At 33.2% G+C, this 12,945-nt stretch carries 14 protein-coding genes and 3 pseudogenes; 4 read left to right on the top strand and 13 right to left on the bottom strand.

The genetic code is table 11. The annotated features are described in order from the left end of the window. Positions 1–15: 15 nt before the first annotated feature. From MKY70_RS11075 to MKY70_RS11065, 3 genes and pseudogenes are all read right to left on the bottom strand, one after another. Positions 16–249, bottom strand: coding sequence for a hemolysin XhlA family protein (locus MKY70_RS11075; protein ID WP_002165181.1), 234 nt, complete (start codon positions 247–249; stop codon positions 16–18). A 500-nt stretch (positions 250–749) separates the two neighbouring features. Beyond that, positions 750–1,292 carry a site-specific integrase gene (locus tag MKY70_RS11070; RefSeq protein ID WP_088032743.1) on the bottom strand — a complete coding sequence of 181 codons (543 nt, stop codon included), beginning with the start codon at positions 1,290–1,292 and terminating at the stop codon, positions 750–752. Beyond that, positions 1,289–1,759: pseudogene (locus MKY70_RS11065) on the bottom strand (ArpU family phage packaging/lysis transcriptional regulator). The gene MKY70_RS11070 and the pseudogene MKY70_RS11065 overlap by 4 nt, the downstream one beginning before the upstream one ends. Positions 1,760–3,533: 1,774 nt before the next feature. Here MKY70_RS11065 and MKY70_RS11060 point away from each other — a divergent pair. Further along, entirely contained in the window at positions 3,534–4,067 is a 534-nt protein-coding gene (locus tag MKY70_RS11060) for a hypothetical protein (protein ID WP_328035304.1), read from the top strand. Between the two features lie 437 nt (positions 4,068–4,504). Here MKY70_RS11060 and MKY70_RS11055 read toward each other — a convergent pair whose 3' ends face one another. The 6 genes and pseudogenes from MKY70_RS11055 to MKY70_RS11030 all read right to left on the bottom strand — a co-directional run bounded on the left by MKY70_RS11055 (position 4,505) and on the right by MKY70_RS11030 (position 6,333). Continuing rightward, complete coding sequence (locus tag MKY70_RS11055; RefSeq protein WP_088032739.1) at positions 4,505–4,915, bottom strand: hypothetical protein; 411 nt, start codon at positions 4,913–4,915, stop codon at positions 4,505–4,507. 31 nt (positions 4,916–4,946) lie between these two features. Next, positions 4,947–5,242 (bottom strand): annotated as a pseudogene (locus MKY70_RS11050) (hypothetical protein). Positions 5,243–5,414: 172 nt separating this feature from the next. Continuing rightward, positions 5,415–5,540: a hypothetical protein gene (locus tag MKY70_RS11045; protein WP_254904960.1), complete on the bottom strand. Its 126-nt coding sequence runs from the start codon at positions 5,538–5,540 to the stop codon at positions 5,415–5,417. Positions 5,541–5,575: 35 nt separating this feature from the next. Then, positions 5,576–5,767, bottom strand: a complete 192-nt coding sequence (locus MKY70_RS11040) for a DUF3954 domain-containing protein (RefSeq protein ID WP_044442009.1) — start codon at positions 5,765–5,767, stop codon at positions 5,576–5,578. Positions 5,768–5,830: 63 nt separating this feature from the next. Next, entirely contained in the window at positions 5,831–6,193 is a 363-nt protein-coding gene (locus MKY70_RS11035; protein WP_341024208.1) for a cell division protein SepF, read from the bottom strand. Beyond that, positions 6,178–6,333 (bottom strand): hypothetical protein, encoded by a 156-nt coding sequence (locus tag MKY70_RS11030; RefSeq protein ID WP_176280928.1) that lies wholly within the window; start codon positions 6,331–6,333, stop codon positions 6,178–6,180. Before MKY70_RS11030 ends, MKY70_RS11035 begins: the two co-directional genes overlap by 16 nt. A gap of 1 nt (position 6,334) precedes the next feature. Here MKY70_RS11030 and MKY70_RS11025 point away from each other — a divergent pair. Next, positions 6,335–7,176 (top strand): annotated as a pseudogene (locus MKY70_RS11025) (tyrosine-type recombinase/integrase); the annotation flags it as partial. A gap of 360 nt (positions 7,177–7,536) precedes the next feature. Here MKY70_RS11025 and MKY70_RS11020 read toward each other — a convergent pair. From MKY70_RS11020 to exsG, 4 genes are all read right to left on the bottom strand, one after another. Beyond that, positions 7,537–7,812 carry a stage V sporulation protein S gene (locus MKY70_RS11020; protein WP_002035358.1) on the bottom strand — a complete coding sequence of 92 codons (276 nt, stop codon included), beginning with the start codon at positions 7,810–7,812 and terminating at the stop codon, positions 7,537–7,539. 504 nt (positions 7,813–8,316) lie between these two features. After that, positions 8,317–9,927, bottom strand: a complete 1,611-nt coding sequence (locus tag MKY70_RS11015; RefSeq protein ID WP_370671436.1) for a lipase family alpha/beta hydrolase — start codon at positions 9,925–9,927, stop codon at positions 8,317–8,319. Positions 9,928–10,189: 262 nt separating this feature from the next. After that, the gene (locus MKY70_RS11010) at positions 10,190–10,399 is read right to left on the bottom strand and encodes a hypothetical protein (protein ID WP_002085943.1); all 210 of its coding nucleotides are present in this window, start codon (positions 10,397–10,399) and stop codon (positions 10,190–10,192) included. 249 nt (positions 10,400–10,648) lie between these two features. After that, positions 10,649–10,801: an exosporium protein ExsG gene (gene exsG, locus MKY70_RS11005; RefSeq protein WP_000395676.1), complete on the bottom strand. Its 153-nt coding sequence runs from the start codon at positions 10,799–10,801 to the stop codon at positions 10,649–10,651. A gap of 208 nt (positions 10,802–11,009) precedes the next feature. Here exsG and MKY70_RS11000 point away from each other — a divergent pair, with 208 nt between their 5' ends. Both MKY70_RS11000 and ric read left to right on the top strand, forming a co-directional pair. Further along, entirely contained in the window at positions 11,010–11,924 is a 915-nt protein-coding gene (locus MKY70_RS11000; RefSeq protein WP_341024205.1) for an excalibur calcium-binding domain-containing protein, read from the top strand. A 202-nt stretch (positions 11,925–12,126) separates the two neighbouring features. Then, positions 12,127–12,834 carry an iron-sulfur cluster repair di-iron protein gene (gene ric / locus MKY70_RS10995; RefSeq protein ID WP_088032731.1) on the top strand — a complete coding sequence of 236 codons (708 nt, stop codon included), beginning with the start codon at positions 12,127–12,129 and terminating at the stop codon, positions 12,832–12,834. The last annotated feature ends 111 nt before the right edge of the window (positions 12,835–12,945 follow it).

Genomic DNA, 12,945 nt, shown 5'->3' with positions numbered 1-12,945 from the left:
CAACATCCTTTTTTCCTATAACAGGGTTCTTGCTACTACACCAAGTACTCCTGTTAACAATCCGCTTATGATTAATCGTAAAATCCATGTAGTATTTGCACTAATTTTATCTAATTGTTTATTAATAGTTAAAACATCCTTTTCAGCTACTAGTATTCTTGTTTCTAAATTTTTCATATCATGTTGTATAGCTTTTAAATCTAGTTTCATTTGATTAAAATCTTTTTCTAGTTCCTCCAATTTTGTCATATAACATATTTCTCCTTTAAAATTTAATTTTAATACTTTATATGTATATGATAATTAAAGGATAGTGATACAAAGAGAGGTCCCAAATCTATTAGGGTTGCACCACCTGCCCATCAAGCTACATTAATAAAAAACACGGCAACTTTATGCTTTATATTAAAACTTCTGGCAAGTTTATGAGTAAAAAAAGATTTATGGCAATATTATGGTTCAAATTGTGGCGGACTTATGATTCAAATCACAACAATCACAAAAAAACGGATGCAATTAATCGGAAATAATGAATTTCTTAACTTAAAAGTAATAGAGCATTACATCTATTTGACGAACTACGCTCCTTTTTTATGCCTTTTCTTCACTTACCCATATCTTATATTTTGTGTAACTACGCCAAACGCTGCAACCCTTGATATTCATAGCTTCATAACAATTTCACTTTTGAGTTACACAACACAGAAAAAATGGATAATTATAAAAAACAAAAAATAAAAAGGGTGTCGCTATATTTTAAATCGAGTCATAGCCTTATCCATTGCATCTTGGTTCACACCTATGTATCTTAATGTAACGCTTTCGGATGAATGATTGAATATCTCCATTAACAAGGCTATATTCTTTGTTTGCATGTACATATGATATCCAAATGTCTTACGTAATGTATGTGTACCTATCTCATCTAATCCGAACTCTGCCGCTGTACTTCTAAGTATCTTATAAGCCATGCTGCGCCCAATTGGTTTATTCTTTCCTTCACGACTCTTAATTAAATACTCATCGTCATCTCTTTCTTCAATGTACCAACGTAATTCTCTTTTTAATGCTGGAGTCAATTGAATACGTTTCTGTTTGCCCGTCTTCTTTTCTCTCATTGAAATATGACTTCCTTTTAAATCGCCAACTCTTAACTTTAAAATATCACTAATCCTTAAACCTGTATTAATACCCATTACAAACAAAATATAATTACGTTCATTGTTTTCCTTCAGATATTCTTTAATCTGTTGTATTTGCTCTGGATCACGGATAGGTTGAACAAAGTTCATAGGTCATCCCCTCCATTCTGTTCTTCTATCTCATATACTTCTAATCTAAGAGCAAAAGCTAGTTTATAAAAAGCATTAGATTTATTTCGTCTATATGTACGTTCACTCATACCAATCTCGTTATAAACCATGTAATCAAAAACTTCTTCATCTTCCAAATATCGTTTTACAACAATGTCCCTTTGACTTTTGCTAAAATGCCTTAATGCCTTATCGATTTGAAAAGATAAACGTTGTAATTTCACTTCTCTTTCACTCATAGCAACATTTGCTAAAGCGATATCTTCAGCTGGCTTTCCTACTATATTTGTTGGACCGTGATATCTTACTTCGCTAGATGCTGTAACCTTCATCTAATTTCTAATCATCCCGAATTGTCTATAAATACGAACATTTTCAAGAAGCTCTTCTAAACGAACCTGTGTTGCTTTGCGATTAATTTTAGGTAAGAAAGTTAATTGCGCCATATATAAAAAACACCCCTTATCTATTTGGTTAATAACAACAAAAAAAAGCGGACATCAAACTATAGAGCAATGTCACTAATGCTCTTTATAGTTTGATGTCCGCTGGTTCTTCCAGTAGGACTATATGTGCAATTGGTATTATTATATTATTTTCCCATATTTTAGTAACTTTTTTATTAGGAAAGGATTATTTTGTTCGGATTCTAGAAAAGTGTTAATATTCTTAACAAAGGAGGTTTACTGATGAAAAAGACTTTTTTAATTATTTTCATAGCAATTTTCCTTTTAATAATTTTATATTTTGTTGGCATGTCACTTTTTTGGAACCAACCCTAAATCACTTTCAAAAAACAAGCCCCTTGAATAGATCTTAATCTCCTGTCAATACTATAGATACACCAGTCTCCAATTCCCCTGGAGATGAGCAGTTAGCTTTTGCTATCTGCTTTTTTTATGTTCTCAATTTCATTACATATACTGCTTACATTCCAGCTAAAAGGGGCATTTCACCTTCTAAACTCATGGACAAGTGAAATTTCTTGTCTTTTGTTATTATTATACAAACTCGGCTTTATTCCACACTCCTTAAACATATCTTAGTATCGCAAGACCCTCGCTCAAAAAGTTACCTCCTTATCGATGGGCGCTTGTTTACAGTGCTCTTTTTTTCACAATTCGATTTAATTTGACATATGTTAATAATGGTTATGATTAGTATTTTGCCTACCTTTCAAAGAGCGCTTGTTTACTGTGCTCTTTTTTTACATGTTGATTTTATTTTCAAATATTTTTTTGTTTAGTTCACTTTACCCACTGAATAAACTTTTAAGTTTTCACCTATACTACCCATGAGCTATTACAGATGTAGCTTATTCTTTCCAAATCACAGCTGTTCATTCATTTGGCAGGCAGTTTTCACTTACCAACTGTCTGCCATATTATTTTCATTGGTTCTTTATTATAAAATCCAAGAATAAATCCCTAAAAATTTTCCATACTATAGGTAGGCTAACAGCCATAATTGTTTTCCCATGAAATTGTGCCAAATCACACATCCTTTAGAGACAGTACTGAGAACATCGCAGTTAGCTTAATTAGCTAGCTGCTTTGTTGTATTAAATTTCAACATAAGTACATACTATTTATGAAATGCTTGATTGATTGTCATTTGAGATGCGCTTCAAATTCAGTATTCCCGCTCCTTAGGAGAACAGCCTATGTATCTGTTCTCCTATTTTACGTTTAATTTTTACCTTAAAATAAGAAAATCATCAATTCTATTGAATTGATCTCTTGTTATTATTGAAGCTCGTCTTTCAAGAGCACTTACAAATAGCGCTCTTTTTTGTTATAAAATAAATTCTTTATCTTCTATTACATATCTTTTAGCTAAACTGCACACGATACTTATAAGCCATTCGAACTAGTGGCTTCACTCTTCTTATAAAAGAATGGGAAGGCAATTTATCGCAATTAGCTAACTCATTCAACCCACAAGCAGGCAAAGCAACTTTGCCTGCTATTTTTGTATAACTTTCTTAATTTGAATCATACTATCCAGGAACCTGTTTACCAATACAAGTCATTTTGGTGTTCTGAAGCATCTCCTCCTTCTAGGACAAGCAATTTTGCTTGTTCTATTTTCGATTAAAGTACTATTTATATACCTCTCTTCCCTAGTCTCTAAATTTTATTTTTTAGTATCAAAAATAAGAATTTGTACATTATAAAAATGTTCCACACTATTATGTGGCTACATAAGGAGGAGTTAAAAATGGACAAACGTACTGAGAAAAAAGTTGAAGCTGTGGCACGTAAAGCTGCTGATTTAGAAGTTTCACAAGAATTAACTAGTATTAAAAATCAAATTCAACAGTTACATCAATCTTTATCACAAGCATCTCAAGGTCAACAGCAAGGATTACAACAAAATCAACAAATGGGTGGCCAACAAGGATTACAACAAGCTAATCAATTAATGCAACAACTTCAACAATTTAGTAATCAATCTCAACAACAAATGCAACAAGCTGATCAACAATTACAGCAAACAATTCAACAAGCTATTCAAACATTAAACCAAGGATTACAGTATCTACAATCTAATCAAACGTTAAGTCAAATAAATCAAGCTATTTCTCAGGCTCAATCACAAGTTGATCAAGTGAGCCAACAAATGGGTGGCCAACAAAGTCAACAAATGGGTAACCAACAAGGTCAACAAATGGGTAACCAACAAGGTCAACAAATGGGTAACCAACAAGGTCAACAAATGGGTAACCAACAAGGTCAACAACAATTTCACTAAGAATATTCACAGTAATTCCAGCCGTAATAAATTTTCCGCAACTTATATCACAGTAAGCAAACTCCAATTTCTTTTTGTTAGTTATTATTAAAATTAAGTAAATAACAATACTTTTTTGAAGGAGCACTTTTTATAGTGCTCTTTTAAAGTGAATAATTTTAGTACCAAATAATGTTTTTGTTAAAAACTTTTCACACTTAAACTGGACAAGCATATGCTATTGTATGGAGACTCTCCACTCATAGAAATCAACTTTTCTTGTTTAAGAGCATACTTATATGTGTGCTCTTTTTATTTGTTATTCAATGAAGATTAAGCTTTAAAATCACACCATTCTAAAACATCATGCATATAATGTCATGTTTCCTCTTTCAATATACATCTTGGTGCAGGGCGCTTTTCTTAAGCGCTCTTTAGCTTTAAAATAACGCTTTTGTTTAATCTTCTAGACCTACCACCAAATATGTTGTGTCATCCGACCAACCTGCTTCTTTCTCCATATGAATTTCCTCTAACGTTTTATAAACAGGGAGTCCAATACACTCCCACTCGACTTTTTCAGCCGGGTCCATTTCCTCAATGACAACATCATGAATATCTCCGAAGCCTATAACATCCATTAGGTAATACCCAACCGCTTCATATCGACTCTTCGCCCTAATGACTTTTATATTTTCACCAAAACCAAACATCACTTTATAGAATTTCATTTGGACCTTATTTGTTTTTTCAACACATTCTGCAATCCAATCATAATAACTCTCTTCAACTAGAAGCACCTCACCTACACCTTCAAGATGCTTCTTCTCCCAAATCGATTTATCTTCTCTTATATCCTGGTATTTCATTTACATACCTCTTTTCTACAAGATAACTATTTTATGAAGCTTTTAAGTATCCAATTTCCCTTGCATAATCACGCATCTTTTTCATTTCTTCCTCTGACCAACCCCAATGAGTACAGTACAGACCGCCATATCCATTTCTACCGTTTGGATTGTCATACGCATAGAAACATTTGAATAGTGATCTACAAACCAAAGATTTCTACCATCATGTTTAAAATGAGCTGTTCTATTTTCATCTTCATAACGAAAGAAATCCTTTTCGTGATCTGCTAAGTAACTAAGAAGTGAATTCACAATTTCTATGCGTTGATTTCTATCTTTCTTCATCTCTCATTCCCCTTTGTTCATGATTTTGTAACAGATGTATACAAGTTTGTGTGTTACACTAAATTCATTCGAAGATATCATTCGTTATTTATAGAATCAATAATTCTTAATACCCCGTCCCCTGCCCTAGCTCCCCTGCTAGGGCTTTTTGTTGTTAAAATAACGTTTTTGTTTAGTTTTCCTCTACCATGTTTTCTAACGCTTCTAACACATGATTCAATGTTATTTCATCACCCAAAACCGTTCTATTCATCTTAATGTGCCAGATAATGTTTTCCAGATTCTTTTTCTTATCCATATTTCCACGCCTTTCTATACAAAATTCAAACTCTATTAAATTAATTGCGTTTTCCGCTCATCCATACGAGTTACTTTTCCGTTTTTATATACAAAGGACTGTTCACCGTGGCCACTAGTTGGTGGTTCAATCAGATGAACTTTTCCATCTTTCACAACGTAAATCATATTCTGATTTAATGAAATTTCAGCTGTCATTTCTGCAATGTTTTCTTTAATAATTCCCAACGAGACCACTCCCGAATTACTTTGTCGAAGTAATTCGGGAGTGGTCTCGGCTTTTTTATTTGTCTACAAATATTGCACAACTTTTTCTGGAATGAATGCTTGTTCAAGTGATAAATGAAGCCGTATTGGAATCGGCTCTTTTTCATCTCTTGCTCGCTTACACATTTCTTCAGGTTCTTCCCATACAAGTTGTTTATCCTCCGCTCGTTTGTAACGCCAAATCCCAATTGCGTAATCTTCAAATAATTCGTAACTCTCATCAGGTGCTGTCGTTGGTTTCAACTCATCAATCGCTTTTGCTTGACGTGGTATTTGTACAATCACATCTGCATACCGTAATTTTGAATTCAAACGGTGAATATGAGCTTTTTTAGGATCAAATGATACAACTCGTTCCACATCAAAAATTGTTAATTGCTTTGGCATTGTTTTTTCCCTCCAATACCTGCAAGCTGCGTTAACGTTAGTTGATCTAATGATTGCCCGTTAATTTCAGCTAATCCTAATCGCAATAATTTACGAATGATTGCTAGTTTCCTACGTTCTACTTCATGATGTAACAACATGATTATGCCTCCATTTAGTTATAAAAAAATTAAAAATATTAAGCCCGTAATGATTCAAAGCTACTATGCCGAACTTAAGGAAAAAGGATTATCAAATGGTACAATCAGTAATATCCATCGCTGTTTTAGGTGTATTTTCAAACACGCTGTAGAATGGGAAATCATACATGATAATATAATGAATAAGGTTAAAAAACCACGTGAAGAGCAAGGTGAGATGAAAACATGGTCTAGCGAAGAATGTAATCGATTCCTCCAGTATCTAAAAGAAAAAAATATTAAGTACCATATGTTCTTCTTACTTGCAATCTATACAGGTATGAGACGTGGAGAATTACTTGCGCTAACATGGAAAGATATTGAATTTGATAATAAACGTATCTTGGTTAATAAATCGCTTGTAAAAACAGAAAAAGGACTATTTAAAGCTGCTACAAAAACTAAGTCTTCAAATAGAAGCATTAGTATCTCTTCTTTTGTTATAGAAAAGTTACAATCCTACTACTCCTATAAAAAGAAAGAATTTTTCCGCTGGGGTATACACTTAAATGAAGAAGCTTTTATTTTCACCGGCAATACGATACATTCGCCCTTACATATAGATGCTCCTCATCGCTTTTTGAATGATCACTATAAAAAAGCTGGTGTTCCTCGAATTCGTATACACGACTTACGACATACTCACGCTACACTCATGCTTCAGGCTGGAGAACACCCTAAAATCGTACAAGATCGCTTAGGGCATTCATCTATTCAAATGACTTTAGACAAGTATAGTCATATCACACAGAACATGCAGCAGAAAACTTCGAGAGCATAATAAAATCTAATAAAAACACCTGATAAAAAATGAACAGATTTAATGTGAGCAAAATGTGAGCATCGAGGAAAATCACCACTTAGAAACCTTGATATAATAAGGTTTTTCATACTATCTCGTAGAATCTTGGGAGAAGAATGAGCAGTTTTAGAATTGTTGATTTAAAAAAACATAAAAACCTCAAAAATGCCAAATCCCTTATGTCACAAAGGATTTGGCATTTTTAAGTTTCTAGAAAAACCCGCTAAATATAAAGAGGAATTAAAAGTCATAAATCCGGTACAATACTGTATTCACGTCCAAGGAACTGTCAAATGAAATAACGTGTCTAACTTTTTGGAGTCTATTGACCTTTTCAAATCCCCTTATATTAATGCTCGCTATTAAGACCTTCTCCTTCTAGGACCTACAATTAATTTGATTGCTGTTCTTTCTTGATTATCGATAGTAACCTCTTGAAACGCTGGAACAAGAACCAAGTCAATGCCACTTGGAGCTACAAAACCTCTTGCAATCGCAATTGCTTTAATCGCTTGATTTAAAGAACCAGCTCCAATCACTTGGATTTCTACTTTGCCACTTGCTCTTAGTACGCCCGCTATTGCACCTGCCACTGAATTCGGACTTGATTTTGAGGATACCTTTAATATATTTTCCATGTAAGTTGCTCCCTCTATTATTTAATCTCTCTTTTCTTACTGTTTGAAATATAACTAACGTATCTTTAACTACTATTCGAAATAAATACAAACAATTCTGTATAATTACATTCATTCGATATTTTTTGCCTTCTTCCTGCACAACTACATAAATAAAAAGCGACGACTAAGTTAAAAACTTAATCATCGCTTTATCCATTTCTCTGTTTCACTAAAATGCTGTCCTTTAAATACTTCTCTTCTTTACTTTGGCGATATTTGTGATAATGGTATAAATTCAGTTGAATTAACAGTTACAAAACTAAGTTAATACTATTCCCTCACATTCAGATGCTAATTCAGCATCTTTTTTATTGCATAACGTTTTTTTGATTCCTATCGTCCTCTTATAGAACATAAACTCCTATTTCACTTTTCTATTCATCTAATAAACATGAAAAAGTGCCGAAATCCTTCTGCCAAAAGAATTCGGCACTTTTTTTATTAAAACCGATTCATTCTTTCCTACTTCTCCACATAAACCGATTTAACTATCGTACGATTATAAGGTTGTCCTTCCTTATTCATTCCTTTCATATCAATTGTAACGTTATATACACCTGGCTGTTCTATATTTTTCAAAGCACCTGTAAATGTAGTTGTATTAATGTTTTTCGATTCATTTGATTCAGAAACTAATTTTCCATCTTTATTAATTACTCGTACTGTTACTGAAAGATCGCCTTTCATTTCTGGAGCTACAGGTGATTTTTTGAGTTTATACTCTGCTTTATTTACTTTAACCTTTGCCGGCATTTGAAGGACGAACGGAGCATCTTTTTTGTAATCGGTCACGATTAAATATGCATCTTTCGGCTGCTTCGCCATCATTTTAACTTGCCATTCTCCTGCTTCCATTTTATCAAATTTAAATGTTCTTATAGTGGCTCCTTTAAAGAGAGATTCACCTTCACCAGTAGATACAGCACTATCTTTATTTGTATAAACTTTTCCTTTTGGAGATATTAGTTGTATTTCTACATCTGAAGAAGCTGTTAAAATAGAAACTACCCCTTCTGCTTTTTTATCAACTGCGACAGTTTGTCCTACCCACTCATTTTGTGACAACTCTCCTCCTAAAATAGCTTGATTAGAAGTTGTGTTTAATTGTTCTACCTTATCCTCTGAACTATTGCTCGGGGCTAATAAAGCTGGTACTGGTACATTTACTGTCCGTAAATATGGTTCAATTCGTGCGAAAACGGCTGAACCTTTTCGTATATTATCATGATCAAATCGTGAATCTGTAAATAAATGTGTTCCATATGGTAACTTAGCACTCCATTCGTTCACCAATCCATCATTAGAACCGTATGATGACAAATACAACCCGCCCATAGATAGTGCTGAAAAAACAGGTCCCCAGCTTGTCCCAGTAGCCGTATAGTAACGGTTTAATTTAGCTGCAGGATTATTATCTATTGTAGAACGAAACTTTGCCATTTCACCTATTTGCAATGAATATGTCCCATCATCTTTTTGACCTAATATAGAGGCAAGCCATCCTGCCCACCAACTATATGATAAATCCGCTAAATTGGATCCGTAATGCGGAGTGGCAAGCGTAATAACATTTCCAACAAATCGATTCGCTCCATATCCAACTAACGCAGCTTGTGTATCAATACCACCTTTACTGTGAGCTACAATATTTACTTTTTTGCCAAAATGATTATAAATCTCTTCAAGCTTTTGTGCTAACAATTTTCCATTGTCCCATTGGCTAGCTGATCCTTTCCCCGCGGCATCATATAATTGAATAAATACAGTTTGATAGCCTGCTTTCAAAGCATAATCGTACATATCATTCATCTCATGATATACTGTCTTTCCATACCAACTATCCGCATTACCATTTCTTCCTTGTACAAAGAGAATTGGTGTTTTATTCTCATCATAATTAGCAGGTTTCTGACCTAAAAACCATTCTCCAGGAGTAAATACTTCTTGATCTGGAAAGCCAGTCTTAAGCTCTGTTACAACCTCCGCGTGTACATTTGCACTAAAAACCAGCGGACTCATAAAACAAAGTACAATAAATAATGCGATACTCCTTTTCATAATTCCCATTAACATCCCCCTTTTTCTCCTGAAAGAAAACGCTACCATTCCGTTGAACAACAATTGTTTTAAATTCCATTTAATCAATTACTTTTACGTTACAATATAATAAGAAATTAATAGCCGCATTCCTTTCTTATCAAACGTTATTCTCTCAACATTTCTTCATTCCTTTTTACAATAAGCGTTTTGAATATTTCTCAATAAAGCTTTCTCTTTACAAAAAAACTGCGTATAAAAGGTCTCTTTAATAACCTTTTATACGCAGCTTCTTTGTTTAAAACTCGATGATGTACTCATCATCATATTTATCGTATTGCAAACCCGCTCCTATTTTAAATTCTGTAACTTGATCTCTTAGAAATGGTGCATCTTCTATTTTACTAGTTGCTATTTCAATCCCATATTTTTTTGTTAAATGCGCTAATTCTATTAAAAACCATTCTCTTCGTAATACGACCGGAATATCATACGTTCGTCTTTTCATATATACTAGCACCTCTTCTATTTTCATTATTGAAAAGAATATCACTTCTACTTTCGATACACTTTTTAAAACTATCGTTCATCATCAAAGGCCAATGAAACATTATAGTATATGCATGTCCGTTTTAAACGTGCTATGGCAAAAATAATATTAAAAAACTTAAAAAGCCTTATTTAGTTTACATAAAAAAATTATGTAATAGTAAAAGGGGAAGGCTTGTCCCTCATCCTTTTACTATCAAAAGCTAAATTAAGAACATCTTGGTACACCTAAAGCTAAGAATAAACCTGCTACTCCTGCTGTAATTGGCACTTTCAACGTAATAACATCGTCTACTTTTGTTACTAAAAAGTAAGCATTCCCTTCTTGTAACACGCAATTCACTAATAATTGAAATTCCATTCAAATCTCCTCCTTTCAATCGATATACTATAATTTATGAAATCTCTTTTAAAATGTAATAGTAAATATATCTATTTTTCCTTATATACGAAATAAACGTTTATACATCTATTAAAAATATTAATTTTCTAAATTAATATAAAACGTGTAATATCCAATAAATCCCTATATAATCAATAGAGAAAATCTTACAAATGGAGGTATGAAAATGGCAGTTTTGAGTAATATTGGTGTAGCTTTATTTTTTATAGCTTTTATTCTTTTAATCTTATGTATCATTTCATTCTTTAAGAAAAATGGAAAAGCAAAACAATATGGGCGTCCTACTGTTATTCTTTTTATGATTTCAATCGTCTTAATAATAACTGGCGCAGAGACTTCTAATCACCCAATCGTTGAATTCTTTTCTATTTTAAGCTTTGTTTTATTTATTTTCTTCCTCGTACTAGCAATATTATCTGTAATTAAAAAGACAGGTGTTGCAAAAAAACAATTTATCATTACAGCTATTTTATTTGTCATTTTTGTTGTGCTATTAGGTATTTCAGGTCCTTCTTCTGAAAAAACGACAGCAACTAATAAACAAGTCGCTTCTAATAGTGAAGAGAAAAAAGATGACGAAAAGAAAAAGGAAGTAGAAAAGAAAGAATCGGACGAAAAAACTCGTAAACAACAAGAAGATGAAAAACGCCAAGCCGAAGAGCAAGCTCTTAAGCAAGAAGATGAAAAGCGTCTAGCTGATGAACAAGCTCGTAAACAACAAGAAGAGCAGCAACGCCAGGCTGATGAACAGGCTCGTAAACAACAAGAAGAGCAAAAACGCCAGGCTGATGAACAGGCTCGTAAACAACAAGAAGAGCAAAAACGCCAGGCTGATGAACAAGCTCGTAAACAACAAGAAGAGCAAAAACGCCAGGCTGATGAACAAGCTCGCAAACAACAAGAGGATCAGCAAAAAGTACAGCAAGCTCAAACACAACCAGCTGCAAGTAACAATAGTAATGTAACTTACAAAAATTGTACTGAAGTTAAAAATGCTGGAAAAGCTCCATTATATAGAGATCAACCAGGTTATAGCTCTAAACTTGATCGTGATGGCGATGGAGTTGCATGTGAAAAATAGTAGTAAAAAGAAGCTTCTAGTAAGCTTCTTTTTTTATTATCAGAAACTATTGCGACAAATTACCCTCCCTCTCCCTTTTATAAAACTCATTTTATTATTCTCAAAAATGACACATAATAAGTGATTTAAATCACCACATTGATTTTAATTTAACGCTATTCTTAATTTAGATATTACATTTAAACTTTATGGAGGCATTCATATGAAACATACATTTACTGAAACTTCAATTATCGGTGAGATTGTTACACAATTCCCGAAAGCTAGTGACTTTTTTAAATCATATAGAATAGACTTTTGTTGTGGTGGTAGTAGACCACTTATTGACGCAATTAATGAAAGAAATTTATCGGCAACAGAGGTAATTACAGAGTTAAATACACTTTATAATAATACGAAACTATTAAATGAATCTGAAATTGATTGGAAAAATGCTTCATATCGTGAATTGATTGATTATGTGATTAATAAGCATCATCGCTATTTAAATGAAGAGTTGCCACAGCTAAGTCCATATGTGACGAAAGTATTACGCGTTCATGGAGCAAATCAGCCTCATTTAGCTCAAATTCATAAACTATTTCATGAACTTAAAATGGAATTAGAACAACATTTAATTAAAGAAGAAACGGAAGATTTCCCGTTAATTTTAGAATTCGAACAAAATCCAACTGATCAAAACTATGCAAAGTTACGTAAAGTAGTAGATGAGCTCGAAAATGAACATAACCACGCTGGCAATATTATTAAAGAACTTCGTAAGGTTACAAATGACTTTACTCCACCAGAAGGAGCTTGCGGCACTTATCGCCTTGTTTACCAGCGCCTTGAAGCCATTGAATCTGATTTATTTGAGCATATTCATTTAGAAAATAATATTTTATTTCCGCGTGCAATTTCAAAAGCATAAATAAAGTGCAGGACATGAGTATAAATGCTCATGTCCTGCTTTTTCATTGTATAAAAAATATTTATACTCCCCCTTCCCCTCTATCCATATAGCCATATTCCCTTTCGCTTC

Origin of the sequence: Bacillus sp. FSL R9-9492, assembly GCF_038007365.1 — a bacterium.
GTDB lineage: Bacteria > Bacillota > Bacilli > Bacillales > Bacillaceae_G > Bacillus_A > Bacillus_A mycoides.
The sequence above is the reverse complement of the archived record's forward strand: the minus strand, read 5'-3'. Positions and strand labels throughout refer to the sequence as shown.